The organism is Pseudomonas sp. TE21435, assembly GCF_056279265.1.
Genome location: NZ_JBWBQZ010000001.1, coordinates 1,835,675 through 1,853,408, shown reverse-complemented (window position 1 = coordinate 1,853,408; position 17,734 = coordinate 1,835,675). Strand labels below are relative to the sequence as shown.

The following is a 17,734-nucleotide window of genomic DNA, read 5'->3' as shown; positions in this document are numbered from 1 at the left end:
GGTTATTGTGCTGTTCTTGTCGGCCCCGCGATGAGATTCGTTCAGGCGGCTGGTTTCAATCCCAGGAAAGCGTCCCTCTGGCCCAGGGCCGATAGCGCAGGGCGAACACGGCTTGGGCGTGGCAACCTCCGCTCAGCGCCGGCTGCGCAGGTTCGGCGTGGAACGGTTGGCCAGGCTTGCTGACCTGGCGAAATGCCTCGCGCACGATGCCCACCCGGCAGGGCAGGGCCTGTTCATAGCCTTGGCGTACCAGCGGCGTCAGGCGCCCCGTGCCGGCGCCGTCCTGCCACCAGACGTTCAGGCCAAGGCTGGCCAACTGCTCCAGCCACGCGCCATTGACTCGCGGCGACAGCTGCCCGGCGCTGAACGCGCTGATATGCAGGGGCTTGTCCAGTTGTCGGTTGAAAGCCTGCAATTGCGTGTGCAGCGCATCGCGCCTGGCCGGGTCGCGAAAGTGCAGGTCGTCCAGTTCCATGGGCAGGTACCAGCCGGCCACCGGCAGCGCCCAGTTGGCCTTGAGCTGCTGATACTGGGTGAGCGAGCGTCCCAGCTGCGCCTTGAAGTAACTGTTCAGGCCTTCGCCGTCGAGCTGTTCGAGGCGCTGGTAGTAGGCCGGATCCATGTACAGGCCCAGCACCAGCTCGAGGCCTTGGGCCCGCGCTTCGCGCAGGCTCCCGGCCAGCCAGCCCTCGGAGCCTCCAAAGTCGCTGTCGCCGTAGGCACTCCACTGCACGATCAAGGTCTTGCCGCCCTGGGCCACGGTGGCTCGCCACAGGTTTTGCCACTGCGCCGGGGTGACGTTCGCGTCACGGTTGAGCGGCTGGTAGAACAGGCGCTGGTCGGCCTGGGCGGGTAGCCACAGGATCAGCAGGCAGAGAGCCAGGAAGCTACGCATCAGAAGTTCATCTCCACACCCAGCAGTACGCCGTTGCCGCGCTCGTAGAGGTTGCCGCCCAGTGCCTGCTGGTACTCGGCGCGTACTTTCAGCGAACCGCGATAGGCGTTGTAGCGGTCATCGTCGAACCACCACTGCCAGCGCACGCCGACCCCGGCGCGGGCGTCCTGGCGCCAGTCGTTGCTCGGGTCCTGGCTGGAAAATTCGAGAAAGCCGTAGGGCATGATCGTCTGCGGCGACTGGCTGGGCAGTTTCCACGCATGGCCCTGCTGGAAGCGCGACAGCCAGGCATGGTCGCCGGCACGGGTCCACCAGGCGGCGTCGAGGTAGAGGAAGCGCTCGTCCCAGTCGTCCTCGTCGATACGCCAGTCGTTGCGGTACTTGCCCTGATCCAGGAACGAAGCCGTGGCGCGCAGCAGCAGGTCGTTGCTCGATTCGGCGTTGTGACGCAGGTCGCCCCAGTTGCCACCGACCTTGGCCGGGCTGAGCAGTTCGCCCAGGCTCAGGCCACTGTAGTGCGTGCTGTCGATCTGGCGCTGGTGGTACAGCTCGGCGTACAGGTTGAGGTTGGCCTGACCGAGCGGCTTGTAGCGCAGGCCAACACCGGTGCCCATGCTCTGCGCATAGTCGGTGCGGCTCTGGCCACCGAACAGCACGCGGCCGTAGACCGACAGGGTGCTGCCATTGCGGCTGGGCTCCTCGCCCAGGGCGTGGTCCCACATCGCCAGCTGCACGTTCTGCGAGCGGGCCCGGCGCGAGGTGCCGCTGCGTTCGCCGCTGTCGAGGAACTTGTCGTTGGTCGAAGTGCCGGCGGGCGACCAGGTGCTGGCCAGGGTGATGCTGTCGCGGCGCGACAGGGCTTCATGGGCGCGGCGCTGGCGGTACTTGCGCGCCTCAAGGCTGCCGTACTCGTCGTCGCCGTCGACCAGGTTGCGCTCCACGTCCAGTACCCGGCGCAGCTCGCGGCGGGCCGAGGCACTGTCCTCGACCTCGTCGTAGCGCAGGGCCAGGGTTTCGCCCAGGCGGTAGTCCTCGGGGAAGTCGCGGCTGGCGCGCTCCAGGTAGGGTATGGACTGGCGGCGTTGCTGCTTGTCCGCCGAGCCCGCCAGGCGCATGCCGTAGTCGGCGCGGTAACGCGGCTGGTCCGGCGCCAGGCGCACGGCCTCGGCCAGCCAGGCGCTGCTCTGGGCGCTGTCGCCGGCCTGCTGGGCGGTGCCGGCGGCAGCGTAGTAGTGATCGGCGCGCGGGGCATGACGCAGCGCTTCGCGCTGGAAGACCAGGGCCTGCTGCGGGTCGCCCTGGCGCTGGGCAATGGCGGCGCCCAGCGCCCAGTCGTCGGCACTCTGGTGCGCTGCCGCATCCCAGTGGCGGCGGGCGGCGTTGGCGTCACCGGCGTTCAGCGCACCACGGGCGGCGGTCAGGCGCGCATTGTCGGTCCAGGCGCTGGCCGGCAGGCTGTTCCAGATCGGCAGCGCTGCCTCTGAGTCGCCGGAGGCTTCCAGGGCGTAGGCCAGGGGCAGGCGACTGCGGCTATCGCCCAGGCGTTCGGCGGCCTGGTAATAGACCACAGCTTCGCCGGGCTGATCAGGCATGGCGCAGCGCCCCAGGGCGCGATACTGCCCGGCTTCGACCGGGGTGGCCGGGATGGCCTTGCGCACGGCGTCGCACTGGCCGGCTTCGGCCAGGCGGCCCAGTAGCTGGCCACGGGTGACGGCATCGACCCGTGGCACCAGGGCGAGCATGCGTGGACCGTCCAGCGGGCCGTCGTTGCGCGCATAGAGATTGCCCAGGCGTTGCAGCAGCGAGGGCATCAGCCTGCCCTGGCGATGCGCGTAGGCGTTGTCGAGCAACTGCCTGGCGCGCTCGCTCTGGCCGCTCTCGAGCAGCATGAAGCTGGCTTGTTCCAGGGCGGCGAGATCGCCAGTCTGTCGGTAGCGTTGCTCCCACTGCGCCGCGGTGCGCGGTTGCGCAGGCTGCGCGGGGTCGCCATACAGGCGTTGCCTGAGGATGGCATAGCTGCGCGGATTGTCGCGGGCCTGGCATTGGCCGAGCTGCTCGCGGGCCAGCTTCAGGTCCTTGTGGGACAGCCAGTCGACGGTCTCCAGGCACGGGCGTTGCAGTTCATTGCTCAGCTGGCGCACCAGCGGCGCATCATCGCCTTCACGGGCCAGCTCCCACAGCTGCTGGCGCTGCTCGGGGTGCTGCAGTTGCTCGGCGGGCAGGCTCTGCAGCCAGCGCTCGGCCTGCTGGTTATGGCCCATGGCGATGGCGCGGTTGGCCATGGCCAGGCGGGCGCGGGTCGCCGCTTCCTGGGAAGGTGCGCTGGCCAGGAGTGAGTTCAGGCCCTTTTCATCGACCTGCTGGATATACGCATTGGCCAGGCGCTGCCAGTCCTGCGGGGGCAGTTGGCCCTGGTCGGCCAGCGGCTGCAACTGGTCGATGGTCTCTCCCCAGTTGCGCAACTGCTCGGCGAAGTTGGCCCGGGTCATGCGCAGCACCATGCCATCGTCGCGCACCGGCAGATGGTTGAGCCACTCCAGGGCCTTGGCCGCGCCGCCGAACTTGGCCAGGCTGACGCTGTAGGCCTGCCACAGGCGCACGCGCTGCTGGCCCTGGCTGTCGGCGAGCCAGGCCTCCACCTGGCTCGCGGCCGGCGGGTCCTGTTCGATCCAGGTCAGGCGCAGTTCCAGCAGGGCATCGGCGTGTTCAGGATTGTCGTCGAGGTCTTCGGCAATGGCCTGGGCTTCCTTGTACCGACGTTGATGGGCCAGGGCTTCGGCCAGCAGGGCGCGGGCCTCGTTGTTGTTCGGCACGCGCCCCAGCACATGGCGGGTCAGGCGCTCGACCTCGGCCCAGTTGTCTTTCTGCGCCTCCCGATAGCCACGCTCCATGAAGGGGTAGCTGGTGAAGCGCTGGAAGTCGGTCATCGGCTTGGTCGGTGCGGCCAGGGCGGAAGAACACAGCAACAGGCTGGCGATGGTCAGGGAAAGACGGGGCGTCATGCCACCTCCCGGCTCAGGTCGTAGGCGGCCTGCTGTTCGCTGGCCTGCTCGGCGAGGGCTTGCTGCAGCACCTCCTCGGTGATGATGCCGCGGGCGATCAGGTGCTCGCCCAGGCTCTGCTGCTCAGGGTTGAAGTCGATCAGGGCCTGGTTGAACAGGGTCACCGGCACCATGCCGCGCACTTGCAGCAGCGAACCGAGCATCACCTGGTGGGTACCGACCCTCTCCAGCAGCGCGGCATCGTCCTGGTGGCGTTCGAGTACCTCGAGCATTTCCCGGGTCTCGGGTTTCTGCCAAGGGCTCGGGTAGTGATAGCGCAGGCCCAGGGTAACGCGCCCCTGCGGCGCCAGGCGGGCACGCACCGGGCGTTTGAGCTGGCGGCTGATGACCCCCAGCGAGACCTGGCTGACCGGGCTTTCGCTGGCCAGCACCAGGGTGTCGCCGTCTTCATCCACCGGCAGCACGCCGTAGTGCGTGGCGAGCTTGCGCGGCAGCTTGGCGATCAGCGCCGGGGCGATCTTGAACGGATTGAGCGGTGCCCAGGGCAGGTCCAGTTGCTCGGCCAGGGTCTCGACCAGCTGTTCGCTGGTGAGCCAGCCGCGCAGCAGCAGCTCGCGGCCCAGGCGCCGGCGTACCGGGCTGGTGATGGCCTGCTCCAGCTGTTCTTCGCTGATCAGGCCTTTCTCCACCAGGCGATGGCCCAGCGGGGTGCGTGCCGGCGCGGCGAGGGCAGGGAACTCGTGGGTGGTCTTGTCCCAGGCCACCCGCCGCGAATCGCCCATCTCCATCACCTGGCGCAGGGCGCGCAGGTTGGCGAAGAAGTTGACGAAGTTGCTCCACATCATTCGTGGTGCCGAGAGCAAGCCTTCGAAGACGCCGTAGTAGCGGGTGACGAACCAGAACCGCTGGAACAGGCGATTGAACAGCAGCAGGCCGTTGAGCCACAGCAAGATGCTGAGCAGCGTGCTGTCGCTGAGGATCGACATGAACCGCCACGACTCCGGCGCGATCACCGTGACCAGCCACATGGCCAGCAGCACCAGCAGCAACAGGTTGACCAGGAAGCTCAGCAGGTAGGCGAACAGCCCGCGGCGGTCGCGCCAGAGGAAGTAGTTGAGCGCGCCCTTGCGGCTCCAGCCGAGGTTGCTGGTGCCCTGGAACACGATGCCGACGATCCACCGCGATTTCTGGCGGATGGCGTGCTGCCAGTCACGGGGGAAATGCTCGCGCACGCAGATCACCTGGGCGAACTCGCGGCTCATGCCGGGGCGCCACTCCTGCTTGAGGGCCAGCGCCGGGTCGGTGATGGAATAGCGGGCGAAGATGCACTTCATGCCCTTTTGCTTGAGGCGAAAACCGATGTCGTAGTCTTCGGTGAGGCTCTGCACATCGAAGGCGATGCCGTCGCCGTCCTCCAGCAGCGCGCTGATCGCCCGGCGGCTGAAGCAGGTGCCGACCCCGGCGCTGGGCACCTGGCCGGTGAGCGCCTCGCGCACGATGACGTCCTTGCCGTGGTTCTCGGCGAACTCGTCGACATAGTGGCCGGCGGTGAAGCCCTTCCATTCCGGGGCGTAGGGGTACACCGGGATCTGGATCATGTCCTTGTTCGGCAGCAGGTAGTTGAACAGGCGCAGTTCCATGGGCGAGATGACATCCTCGGCGTCATGCAGGATGAACCCGGCGAACTCGATGCGCGCGTCCTGCTGGAAACGCAGGATGGCGTCGATGATGTTGTTCAGGCAGTCGGCCTTGCTGGTGGGGCCGGGGCGGGCGCAGACCACCTTGTGCACGTTGGGGTAGTGCAGGCACACGGCGTCGACGTCGGCCTGGGTCTGCGGGTCGTTGGGGTAGGTGCCGACGAAGATCTGGTAGTTCTCGTAGTCGATGGTCGAGGCGGCCAGGCGCGCCATCTCGCCGACCACGCCGACCTCGTTCCAGGCCGGCACCATGATCGCCAGGGGCTTCTCCGGCACTTCGAACAGGCGCTTTTCGTCGGCCTTGTCGAACTTGTCGTAGATGCGGAAACGCCGGATCAGCTTGCGGCCCCAGTAGCACAGGTCGATGAACAGATCGTCCAGGCCCAGCAGGAACATCAGTGTCGCCAGGATGATGGCAAGGATCTTCAGGCCGAACAGGACATAGGTGAGGAAATCGATGAAGGCCAGGCTCATGCGTTGTCCCGTGCGGCGGATTGCTCGGCGAACCAGCGGCTCAGGCGTTCGGCGATGCGCTCGCTGGCATGGCCGTCACCGAAGGGGGTGTAGACCTGGGCCATACGCTCGTAGGCCGACGGGTCATCGAGCAACTGGCTGGTCTCCTGGACGATGCGCTCGGTGAGCGTGCCGACCAGCTTGACCGTGCCGCCCTTGAGCACGGCGGGTCGCTCGGTGACCTTGCGCAGCACCAGCACCGGCTTGCCCAACGCGGGGGCCTCTTCCTGCACGCCGCCCGAGTCGGTGAGGATGATATGGGCGCGGTTCATCAGCCAGACAAAGTGCGGGTAGTCCTGAGGCGCGACCAGATGGATGTTGTCGCGCCCCGAGAGCACGCTGTACACCGCGTGCTGCACCTGGGGGTTGAGGTGCACGGGGTAGAGGAACTGTACGTCGGGGTAGCGCAGGGCCAGTTCGGCCAGGGCCAGGCAGATGCGTTCGAAGCCGCTGCCGAAATTTTCCCGGCGGTGGCCGGTGATCAGCACCATGCGCTGGTCGTCGCGCAGCACATTGAGCGGGGAGTCGGCGGCGGGGCGCCAGTTGTCCTTGTTCAGCTTGTCGCGCATCCACAGCAGGGCGTCGATCACCGTGTTGCCGGTGACCTCGATGTGCTCGGGCGGCACGCCTTCGCGGATCAGGTTGGCGTCGGAGTCGCGGGTGGGGGTGAAGTGCAGGTCGGCGAGCACGCCGGTCAAGCGTCGGTTGGCCTCCTCGGGCCAGGGCTGCTGCAGGTTGCCGGTGCGCAAGCCGGCCTCGACATGGCCGATGGGAATGTGACGGTGGAAGGCGGCCAGCGAGGCGATGAAGCTGGTGGTGGTGTCGCCGTGGACCAGGACGATATCGGGCCTGACCTGTTCATAGGCCTGGTCGAGCTTGTCCAGCAGGTCGCGGGCCAGGCCGTTGAGGGTCTGGTTCTGGGTCATCACCTGCAGGTCCTGGTCGACCTCGAGGCCAAAGGCGGTGAGGACCTGTTCGAGCATTTCGCGGTGCTGGCCGGTGGAGCAGATCTGCAGGTCGACCTCGGGCCAGTCGCGCAGGACGCGGGCCAGCGGGGCCATCTTGATCGCTTCGGGGCGGGTACCGAATACCATCATCACGGTGTAAGCCATCGTGTAGTTCCTCGTTCGATTCCCTGGACGAAGGTGTACGACGTGTCGACGCTTGCCAGTCATAAATACAAGCAGTCGATCATGGGGTTGTCCAATGCGCGGCATGCCCCAAGACGTGCCGGGCAGGCCTTGGCCGAGAGGCTTCGAGGCATGGGTCGTGCCGGCGGAAGGTGGTGCCGGACGCCAGGGATGGGTGTTGCGGAAACGTTTATGCTAATTTTTCTTGATTGAACGGTCAGTCAATAAAGTATTTCTGACTTTTTCTTGAGGCTTACTTCTTGTAGCTTTGCGGGTCTTTTATTCAAGGAGTTGAACATGCAAGGCAAGGCGCGCAAGGTCGTCCAGGCCATCCTTTACGAGGCCATCGCCGTGGCTTGCGTGGCACCGGCGCTGGAGCTGGCGTTCGGCGCGGGCATGGCGCAGTCGACGGTATTGTCGGTCCTCATGTCGGGCATCGCGATGAGCTGGAACATGGCCTACAACTGGGCCTTCGAGCGCTGGGAGGCGCGCCAGCACAAGCGCAGCCGCACCTTGCTGCGGCGCCTGCTGCATGCCTTGGGTTTCGAGGGCGGGCTGGTGCTGATCCTGCTGCCGCTGGTGGCGTACTGGCTGGATATCGGCCTGTGGGCGGCGCTGGTCACCAACCTGGCGTTGTTCGTGTTCTTCTTTGTCTATGCGTTCGTGTTCCAGTGGGGCTTCGACAAGGTTTTCGATGTGCCAGTCTCGGCGCAGGGCTGCTGATCGGGGCTTTTCGCACAAGCCCCTGGGATTCCCCTTTGAATCGTGCATCGCCAATAATCCGTATCCACCCTTGCCAGGCTCGCATCAATGCCGCGCCCTATCATCCTGCCGCTCGCCGAGAACTACCGCCATGGCGAGCACATCGCCCCGCATTGCCATGACCGCGCCCAGCTGATCCATGCCATCAGCGGCGTGGTCACGGTCAGTGCCCGCGAGGGCAACTGGGTGGTCCCCCCTGGGCGAGGTGTGTGGGTACCGGCGGCTGTCGAACATGAGCTACGCATGGCCGGCGTGGTGCGCATGCGCACCCTGTTCGTCGACCCGGGCGCGCGCCCGGACTTGCCGCGTCAATGCCAGGTGATCGAGATCTCGCCGTTGCTGCGCGAACTGATCATCCGCGCCATGGACGTCGCCCCCGATCATCCGGCGCAAGGCCGCGAGGCGCGGATCATGCAACTTATCCTCGACGAGATCCGCGTGCTGCCGGTGTTCGCCCTGCATGTGCCGAGCCCGCATTCGGCGCACCTGCAAAGACTGTGCGAAGCGCTGCGCCAGGCCCCGTCCGAGGACTGGAGCCTGGCCCGCGCCGCGGCCTACAGCGGCTTGAATGCGCGCACCCTGACTCGCGCCTTCCAGCGCGAGACCGGGTTGAGCCTGGTGCAATGGCTGCGGCGCATGCGCCTGTTGGCCAGCCTGGATGCCCTGGCGGCCGGACAGTCGGTGCTGGAGGTGGCGCTGGACCTGGGCTATGACAGCCCCAGCGCGTTCAGCGCGATGTTCCGCCGTACCCTCGGGGTGTCGCCATCGGTCTACTTCGGCAGGACCGCCGAGCGCTGGTAGGCCAGCCCCGGTGCTTCGTCCCAGCCGCCGCCCAGCGCGGTGAACAGGTTCACCTCGGCCAGCAACTGCGCCAGGCGATCACTGATCAGGCCTTGCTGGGCGCTGAACAGCGAGCGCTGCGCATCGAGGAACGTCAGGCTGCTGTCGATGCCGTTGCGGTAGCGATTCTCGGCCAGGTCGTGGTAGCGCTGGCTGGCCTCGACCAGGTCGCGTTGGGCCTGCAGCTGCTGCTGGTAGGTGGTGCGCGCCGCCAGGCCGTCGGCCACCTCCTGAAAGGCGGTCTGGATCGATTTCTCGTAGCGCGCCACCTGCATGTCCTTTTGCAGCTTGGCGTAATCGAGGCTCGCGCGCAGGCTGCCAGCGTTGAACAGCGGCAGGTTCACTTGCGGCTGGAACAGCCAGCTGCCGGTGCCGGCATCGAACAGATCGGCCAGCTCGCGGCTGCTGCTGCCGGCGTTGGCGGTCAGGCTGATGCTTGGGAAGAACGCCGCCCGTGCCGCGCCGATGTTGGCGTTGGCGGCCTGCAACTGGTATTCGGCCTGGCGGATATCGGGCCGGCGCTGCAGCAGGTCGGCGGGCAGGCCGGCCGGCACCCGGGCGATCTGCTCGTTGGCCAGGGGCAGGGGCAGCAGGTGCTCATCGACCTGCGCGCCGACCAGGCGCTGTAACTGGTTGAGGTCCTGGGCGGCCAGGCGGGTATAGCGCGCGACGGCGGCGCGGGTGCTGTCGACCCGGGTGGTGGCCTGGATCTGGTCGAGCGCCGACAGCGTGCCGGTGCGGCGCTGGCGCTGGGTCAGGCGCAGGCTTTTCTCGTCGGCCTGCAAGGTCTGGCGCGACAGGGCCAGCAGTTCCTGGTCGGCGCGCCAGGTCAGGTAGGCGCCGGCAACGCTGCTGATCAGGCTGAGCTCGGCGCCACGCCGTGCCTCGTCGGTAGCCAGGTAACTGAGCAGGGCCTGGTCGCTGAGGCTGCGCAGGCGGCCGAACAGGTCCAGCTCATAGGCGCTGATGCCGATGGTGGCCGATTGCTGTGTGCTGATCACGCCTTCGCCACCGGTACGCCGCCGTGGCAGGTACTGGCGTGTGCCTTGGGCATTGGCGGCGATCTTCGGCAGTAACTCGGCGCGCTGGATGCGGTATTGGGCGCGGTAGGCTTCGGCGTTGAGCACGGCCACGCGCAGGTCGCGGTTGTTGGCCAGCGCGGTGTCGAGCAGTTGGCGCAGCACCGGGTCGCGGAAGACCCCCTGCCAGTCGCGGGGCAGTGCCGTGGTGGACGGCCCGCCCCGATAGGCGGGGCCGCTGGGGTATTGCTCGGCGCTGGGCGAGGGGGGGCGCTGGTAGTCGGGGGCCAGGCTGCAGCCGGTCAGCACGAGGGCAAGCAAGGGTAGTGTGATTTGCCGCATGGCAGGGTCTCTGGGTTCAGGTGCCGGCCATCCAGCGGGCCAGGCCGTGGCGTCCGCTGACGCCGAGTTTGGCGGTGGCGCGTTTGAGGTAGGTCTCGATCGAGCTGCTCTTCACGTTCAGGCGCTGGGCCATCTGCGGCACGGTGCCACCGGTGAGCAGGCCGATGCACACCTCCTGCTCGCGGCTGGACAGGCGGATTGCGTCTTGCTCCAGGCGCTCGGTGAACACCTGGCGCAGCGACCCGGCCTCATCGGGCAGCAGGCCGCCCGGGCGGCGACTGGCCGACTGCAGGAACAGCTGGGCGTGATGCTCGACCAACGGCAGCAGTGTGTCGGACAGGCGCTTGAGCAGCGACAGCTCGGCCAGCGAGAACATTCCCTCGCTGCGCAGCCGTTGGCAGCAGATGACCCAGCGCCGGTTGCCGCTGCGCGATACCAGGTTGCACTGGTGCACGGGGGCGTTTATCTGGATCAGCAGCGGGTCTTCCATGCGCATGATGCTTTGCAGCAGGGGGTGGCGCAGAGGCTCCTGAACCGGTGTTTCCTCGGGGCGGCCGGCACTGCCCAGTGCCTTGACCTGGCGGATGCTGGCCTGGTCGCTGTCGAGGGTCCATTCGCTGAGGTCGAGGCGATGGAGCGGCACCTGGTCACCGATCAACTGGAACATCTGTTCGGCGAAGGTGCCATCGCCGGTGCTGGCAACCAGTGCCCCCAGTTGCAGGTACAGGTGCGGGTCGTGGCAGTGTTCGAGGCTGTCGATCAGCTTCATGTGCTTGTCTTCCTTGATCCGGTAACGCGGCGGGGTCTCGCGGTCGAGTCCTCTCTGTGCTGGGGCTTGGCGCTATTGAATAGCAGGCTCCAAGCCTGCGTCTGTAGCGGAAAGCGGGGACAGGAAATGCCAATTAATCCGACAAGAAAAGTCGGTGTTTTTCCCCTGATGTACCTTGCGGATCGCAGGATTGTCGGACAATTGGCGCCAGTAAGCGGCGAGATCGGCGGCGTTTGCCACGCTCGCTCATAGGGGTAGGCCGCTGCCGGCTGCCCGCTAGCGTCAATGTCCTACAAAAGATTCCGCAGGTTCAGGCTGAGCAAAAAGGCCCTGCCATTGTCCGGGTTTGGGGGGCCATACAGGGGCCGGGGTGGGTGCTTGAATCCGCGAACGACCCCGTTTCAAGGAAGATCCACGCCATGTCCGCCGCCGACACCTTTCCCCTGACCTGCGCCCAGCGCGACATCTGGCTCGACCAGATCAGCCATGGCGATTCGCCGCTCTACAATGTCGGCGGTTATGTCGAGCTCGATGGCCGTGTGGACTGCGGGCTGTTGAGCCAGGCGCTTGACCATCTGGTCCGCGTGCACGACGGGTTGCGCACGGTGCTGGTGCGCCATGCCGGTGGCGATGGCCTGGCGCGCCAGCGCTTCGCCCGCGACGTGCGGGTCGCGCTGGACGAGCATGACCTGCGCGACCACAGCGCACCGTTCGAGGCGGCGCAGGGGCTGATCAAGACGTTGCTGCAACAGCGCTTCGCCCTCGAGCGCGGGCCACTGGTGCGCATGGCGCTGCTCCACCTGAGCGAGTGCCGCAGCCTGTTGGTCCTGCAAGGTCACCACCTGATCTTCGATGGTTGGGGCCTGGAGCAGTTCGTCTACCAGTTGGGCCAGTACTATGGTTGGCTTGAACAGGGCCTGGCGTTGCCGGACTCAGCGCCGTCCTACCAAGCCTTCATCGAGGACGACCTGGCGTATCAGGGCTCGGCACGCCAGCAGCGTGACCTCGCCTACTGGCTGGACAAGTACCGGACGCTGCCCGATGCGTTGCTCAGGCCACGTGACCAGGGGCTGCTCGCCACCGCCACGCCGAGCAATGCGCTGGAGTGCAGCTTCGACACCAGATTGCTGACGCGCATGCACCAGCTGGCCGCCGAGTTGCAGGGGTCGGCCCTGCATGTGTTGCTGGCGGCGCTGCATGTCTGCTGCGCCCGGGCCTGGCAGCGTGACGACTGGGTAATCGGCTTGCCAGTGCGCAACCGTGGCAATGCCCGGGCCAAGGCGACGCAAGGGATGTTCGCCCAGGTCAATGCGTTGCGCATGGACTTCGGCAGGACCTTGAGTTTTGCCGATCTGGTGCGGCGCATTGGCGACACCCTGAAGCGCGACCTGCGCCACCAGCGCTTGCCGCTGAGCGAGCTCAACCGTGCGCTGGGCCTGTCCCGCGAGGCCCGTGGGCAGCTGTTCGAGATCACCGTGTCCTACGAGGAAGAGGGTCACGACTTGCGTTACGGCAGCCTCGGCGCACACAGCGTCAAAGTGTGCAACGACCACGAGCCCACCCCGTTGTCGATTTACCTGCGCAGCAATCCGCACAATGGCAAGGCCTGGTTGCACCTGGTGTACAACCAGGCCTGGCTGGCGTCCGAGGAGGTCGAAGTGTTCAGCGCGCGCTTGCTTCATGTGCTGGCCCAAGGGCTCGAGCAACCGCAGGCGGGCATCGACAGCTACGACCTGTTGCTTGCCGAGGAACACCAGCGCCTGCGTCAGTGGAACGCCACCGCCCAAGGCCCCGAGGGCCCAGCCTTGGTTCACCGCCGTATCGAGGCCCAGGCCGCAACACGCGCCGAGGCGACGGCCGCCGTGCATCAGGGGCGCAGCCTGAGTTATGGAGAGTTGAACGACCGCGCCAACCAGCTGGCCGCGCAACTGCTGGCCATGGGCGTGCTGCCAGAGCAGCGGGTGGCGGTGCTCGCCCGGCGCGGCCTGGAGACCCTGGTCGGCTTGCTCGCGGTGCTCAAGGCTGGCGCGGCCTATGTGCCGGTGGACCCGGCGCACCCGAGCGAGCGCCTGCAGTACCTGATCGATGACTGCGCGCCGAAGGTGGTGCTGACCCTCTCGGGCCTGCGTGACCGCCTGCCGGCCACGAGCGTGCCGGTGATCGAGCTGGACCGCTTGCCATCGGCCAGGGCAGGGCTGGCCAACCCCCAGGTAGCCCAGCTGTCCGGCGCCAACCTGGTCTACGTGATCTACACCTCCGGCTCCACCGGCCAACCCAAGGGCGTGATGGTCGAGCACCGCATGCTGGCCAATCTGGTCGACTGGCACTGCGCTGCCTTTGACCTGCACGCGGGCAGCCATGCCTCCAGCCTGGCCGGCTTCGGCTTCGATGCGATGGCCTGGGAAGTCTGGCCAGCCCTGTGCGCCGGCGCGACGCTGCACCTGGCGCCGGTGGGCGAAGGGGGCGAGGATATCGATGCGCTGTTGCGCTGGTGGCGCGCCCAGCCGTTGCAGGTCAGCTTCCTGCCCACGCCAGTGGCCGAGCACGCCTTCGCCCAGGGCGAGCCACACCCGACCTTGCAGACCTTGCTGGTCGGCGGCGACCGCCTGCGGCGCCTGGCCCGGGAGCGGGGTTGCCGGATCATCAACAACTACGGCCCGACCGAGGCCACGGTGGTCGCCAGCGCTGGCGAGGTGCACCCCGGGCAGGTGCTGCATATCGGCGCGCCGGTGGCCAATGCGCGCCTGTACGTGCTGGATGCCCAGGGGCGAGAATTGCCGGTGGGCGCCGTGGGCGAGTTGTACATTGGTGGCGCGGGGGTCGCCCGTGGTTACCTGAACCGCCCCGAGCTCACCGCCGAACGCTTCCTTGACGACCCTTTCGCCCAGCAGCTTGGCGCGCGGATGTACCGCACAGGGGATCTGGTGCGCTGGTTGCCCGAGGGCACCCTGGAGTATCTGGGCCGCAGTGACGACCAGGTGAAGATCCGCGGTGTGCGGGTGGAGCTGGGCGAGATCGAGAGTGCGCTGGCGAGCCACGCGGCCGTGCGTGAGGCCGTGGTACTGCTGCGTGACGGGCAGTTGGTGGCCTGGTATGTCGCCGAGCAGGTACTGACCCCGCTGGACCTGCATGAGCACCTGCGCGACCGCTTGCCCGCGGCATTGCTGCCTTCGGCCTATGTGGCGATGGCGGCCTGGCCGCTGACCGCCAATGGCAAGCTCGACCGTCGCGCCTTGCCGGCACCGGACAGCGAGGCCTCGGTGCGGCGTACCCACGAGCCGCCGCAGGGCGAGCTCGAGCAGCGCCTGGCCGCGCTATGGGCCGAGCTGCTGGAGGTAGAGCAGATCGGGCGGCATGATCACTTCTTCGAACTGGGTGGCCATTCGCTGCTGGCGGTACGCCTGATCGAGCGCATGCGCCAGGCAGGGCTGCACGCCGATGCCCAGGTGCTGTTCGGCCAGCCGACCCTGGCCAGCCTCGCCGCGTCGCTCGGCAGCGCCCCCGCGCAAGCGGTACCGGCCAACCGCGTGGCGCCGGGTTGCCAGCGCATCACCCCCGAGATGCTGGCCTTGACCCACCTCGACCAGGCCAGCATCGACCAGATCGTCGGCACGGTTCCGGGCGGCGCGGCCAATGTGCAGGAGATCTACCCCCTGGCGCCGTTGCAGGAAGGGCTGCTGTACCATCACCTCACCGACGAGCGCGATCCCTACCTGCAGCAGGCGCTCTTCGCCTTCGACAGCAGGGCGGCGCTGGAGGCGTTCAACCAGGCCCTGGCCCGGGTCATCGAGCGCCACGACATCCTGCGCACCAGCCTGGCCTGGGAAGGCCTGGCACAGCCCCAGCAGGTGGTGTGGCGCCAGGCTTGGCTGCCATTGAGCGTGCTTGGGCCCGGCCCGGGCGATGCGGCCACGCGGCTACGCGAACAGGGGCTGCGGCTTGACCTGCGCCAGGCACCGATGATGGCCCTGGCCTGTGTCGAGGACAGCGTGCAGGCGCGATGGCTGGGCCTGCTGCATTTCCACCACCTGGTCAACGACGCGGTCTCGGTGCAGGTGCTGCTCGCCGAGCTGGCGACGCTGATGGCAGGCGAAGGCCATGACCTGCCTGTTCCGGTGGCTTACCGCAACTATGTTGCGCTGAGCCGCGATGAGCGCCGGCAGGCCAGCCATGAACGGTACCTGCGCGAGGCCCTGGCCGGGGTGCTGGCGCCGCCCCGGCTGGCCGGCATGGCTGAAGGGCCGCAAGGGGGGGCGCAGGTCGAGACCTGCGCCATCACCGTGCCCGAGGCCCTGGCCGCCACCCTGCGCCAGCGCGCGCGCCAGCACGATGTCGGCCTTGGCAGCCTGATGCACCTGGCCTGGGCGCAGGTACTAGGGGCGCTGGGCGGCCGTGACGAGGTGGTCTTCGGCACCGTGCTGCTGGGCCGGGTGATGGCCGGCGAGGGCGCCGACCGGGCGCTGGGCATGTTCATCAACAGCCTGCCGCTGCGCGTGTCGCTGGCCGGGCGCAGCGTGGCCCAGGCCCTGGCCGGTACCCATAGCCAACTGGCGGCGCTGCTCGGGCACGAGGACGCGCCATTGGTCCTGGCCCAGCGTTGCAGCGGCCTGCCAGCCGGCGTGGCACTGTTCGACAGCCTGCTCAACTATCGGCATGGCGCGGCGCAGACTGTGTCGTTGCCGGGCGTGTCGCTGCTCGAGGCCAGCGAGGTGCACAGCCATGCCCTGGTGCTGACCGTGGACGAGGAGGGCGACACCTTGCGCCTGAGTGTGCGTGCGCCCCGTGAACTGGGCGCCGAGCGCGTGCTCGGGCATGTGTCGTGCGCGCTGCGGGGCTTGGCCGAGGCGCTGGCCGGCCAAGCCCCGGTGGCGCTCGAATCGCTGTCGACCTTGCCGGAGGATGAACGCCGCTACCTGCTGGAGACCGTCAACGCCACCGAGGTGGCGCTGGACCCTGGATACCCGCATCTGCCGGCCATGTTCGCCGCTCAGGTGAGGCGCGCGCCGGATGCCGTGGCGCTGCAGACCGAGCAGACGCAACTGACCTACCGCGAGCTCGATGCCAAGGCCAATCGCCTGGCGCACCACTTGATAGGCCTCGGCGTGCGGCCCGACACGCGGGTCGCCGTATGCCTCGAGCGTGGCGTGGCGCTGATCGTCGGCCTGCTGGGCGTGCTCAAGGCCGGTGGTGCCTATGTGCCGCTGGATCCTGACTACCCCGACGAGCGCCTGCACTACCTGCTCGCCGACAGCGCACCGCTGGCGCTGCTGGTGCAGGGCGCCACCCGCGGCCTGTTCGATGGCCAGCAAACACCGTTGGTGGACCTGGACCAGGGCGCCTGGCAGGCGCACAGCGACCAGGCGCCCGCGCTGGCGGAGCTTGGCGGCGGGCACCTGGCCTATGTCATGTATACCTCAGGCACCACCGGCACGCCGAAGGGCGTGATGGTCGAGCACCGCGGGCTGTGCAACCTGATGCGCTGGGGCAGCGACCTGTGCCCGCCGCAGGCCGATGACGGGTTGCTGCAACGGGCGCCGTTCAGCTTCGATGGCTCGGTATGGGAGCTGTTCTGGCCATTGTGCGCGGGGCTGCGCCTGGTACTGGCGCGCCCTGACGGGCACCGTGACCCGGCCTACCTGGTGCAACTGATCCAGGCCCGCCAGGTGACCACCGTAAAGTTCGTGCCGGCCTTGTTGCATGCCTTCCTCGACACCCCGGGCGTAGAGCGCTGCACCAGCCTGCGCGATCTGTTCTGCGGGGGCGGCGAACTGACCCTGGCACTGGCGCAGCGCGTGCGCGAGCGACTGCCCCGGGTGCGCCTGCACAACGTCTATGGCCCCACCGAGGCCACCGTCGACAGCACCGCCTGGACCTTGGAACCGCAGCAGCCACTGCCCGTCGTCGCCCCACCGATCGGGCGGCCAATCGGCAACACCCGCCTGTATGTGCTCGACGCCCATGACCGCCCGGTGCCCATGGGGTGCGCCGGCGAGCTGCACATCGGCGGTATCGGCGTGGCCCGTGGTTACCTGGGCTTGCCGGCACTGCAGGCCGAGCGCTTCATCGCCAGCCCGTTCGTGGCCGGTGACCGGCTGTATCGCACCGGCGACCTGGTGCGTTACCGCGCCGATGGCGAACTGGAGTTCCTTGGGCGCAACGATTTCCAGGTCAAGCTCAATGGCCTGCGTATCGAGCCAGGCGAGATCGAGGCTCTACTGGCGAGCCACCCGGCCCTTGGCCAGGCCGTGGTGCTGGTGCGCGAGGATCGCCTGGTGGCCTATGCCAGCTGCCGCGATAACCACGACGCGCCAACACCTGAGGCGTTGCGTGGCTACCTGCTGGCGCGCCTGCCGGCCTACATGGTGCCGTCGGCCTACGTGCTGCTGGCCGAGCTGCCGCTGAGCGCCAATGGCAAGGTCGATCGCAACGCCTTGCCGGTGCCAGGCGCTGCGGCGGTGATCAGCCGGGCCTACCAGGCACCGCGTGATGAGCTGGAGCAGGCCTTGGCGCAGATCTGGACCGAAGTGCTGAAGATCGAGCAGGTCGGTCGCGACGACAACTTCTTCGAGCTGGGCGGGCATTCACTGCTGGCGGTCAGCCTGGTGGCACGCATGCGCCAGGCCGGCTTGCACGCCGATGCGCGGTTGCTGTTCAGCCAGCCGACCTTGGCGGGCCTCGCGGCCAATACCCGCCGCGAGCAGGTACAGGTGGAGATCGCCCAGACCACCATCCCGGCGCTCAAGGGCAGGCGGCGGATCTGATGGA

At 67.7% G+C, this 17,734-nt stretch carries 9 protein-coding genes; 3 read left to right on the top strand and 6 right to left on the bottom strand.

Features of this window, described 5'->3' with window-relative positions:
* Positions 1 to 55 precede the first annotated feature (55 nt).
* Genes ACZ9C1_RS08210 through wecB form a run of 4 tightly spaced genes read right to left on the bottom strand, consistent with a single transcriptional unit; the run spans position 56 to position 7,219 of the window.
* Complete coding sequence (locus ACZ9C1_RS08210; RefSeq protein WP_476253853.1) at positions 56 to 895, bottom strand: DUF4434 family protein; 840 nt, start codon at positions 893 to 895, stop codon at positions 56 to 58.
* Positions 895 to 3,897, bottom strand: coding sequence for a phage receptor (locus ACZ9C1_RS08205; RefSeq protein WP_476253852.1), 3,003 nt, complete (start codon positions 3,895 to 3,897; stop codon positions 895 to 897). Before ACZ9C1_RS08205 ends, ACZ9C1_RS08210 begins: the two co-directional genes overlap by 1 nt.
* Positions 3,894 to 6,068, bottom strand: a complete 2,175-nt coding sequence (nfrB, locus tag ACZ9C1_RS08200; protein ID WP_457377846.1) for a cyclic di-3',5'-guanylate-activated glycosyltransferase NfrB — start codon at positions 6,066 to 6,068, stop codon at positions 3,894 to 3,896. Before nfrB ends, ACZ9C1_RS08205 begins: the two co-directional genes overlap by 4 nt.
* Positions 6,065 to 7,219 (bottom strand): non-hydrolyzing UDP-N-acetylglucosamine 2-epimerase, encoded by a 1,155-nt coding sequence (wecB, locus tag ACZ9C1_RS08195; protein ID WP_198755128.1) that lies wholly within the window; start codon positions 7,217 to 7,219, stop codon positions 6,065 to 6,067. The genes nfrB and wecB overlap by 4 nt, the downstream gene beginning before the upstream one ends.
* Before the next feature lie 315 nt (positions 7,220 to 7,534).
* Between wecB and ACZ9C1_RS08190 the strand changes: the two genes are divergently transcribed.
* Both ACZ9C1_RS08190 and ACZ9C1_RS08185 read left to right on the top strand, forming a co-directional pair.
* Positions 7,535 to 7,960 (top strand): PACE efflux transporter, encoded by a 426-nt coding sequence (locus tag ACZ9C1_RS08190; protein WP_102682822.1) that lies wholly within the window; start codon positions 7,535 to 7,537, stop codon positions 7,958 to 7,960.
* Between the two features lie 87 nt (positions 7,961 to 8,047).
* Positions 8,048 to 8,800: an AraC family transcriptional regulator gene (locus ACZ9C1_RS08185; protein ID WP_277504747.1), complete on the top strand. Its 753-nt coding sequence runs from the start codon at positions 8,048 to 8,050 to the stop codon at positions 8,798 to 8,800.
* Here the strand turns inward: ACZ9C1_RS08185 and ACZ9C1_RS08180 are convergent.
* Positions 8,770 to 10,200, bottom strand: a complete 1,431-nt coding sequence (locus ACZ9C1_RS08180) for an efflux transporter outer membrane subunit (RefSeq protein ID WP_277504746.1) — start codon at positions 10,198 to 10,200, stop codon at positions 8,770 to 8,772. The genes ACZ9C1_RS08185 and ACZ9C1_RS08180 overlap by 31 nt on opposite strands.
* Before the next feature lie 16 nt (positions 10,201 to 10,216).
* Positions 10,217 to 10,969 carry a helix-turn-helix transcriptional regulator gene (locus ACZ9C1_RS08175; protein WP_139670367.1) on the bottom strand — a complete coding sequence of 251 codons (753 nt, stop codon included), beginning with the start codon at positions 10,967 to 10,969 and terminating at the stop codon, positions 10,217 to 10,219.
* 419 nt (positions 10,970 to 11,388) lie between these two features.
* On the opposite strand from ACZ9C1_RS08175, the gene ACZ9C1_RS08170 reads away from it, so the two are divergent.
* Positions 11,389 to 17,730, top strand: a complete 6,342-nt coding sequence (locus tag ACZ9C1_RS08170) for an amino acid adenylation domain-containing protein (RefSeq protein ID WP_476253851.1) — start codon at positions 11,389 to 11,391, stop codon at positions 17,728 to 17,730.
* The last annotated feature ends 4 nt before the right edge of the window (positions 17,731 to 17,734 follow it).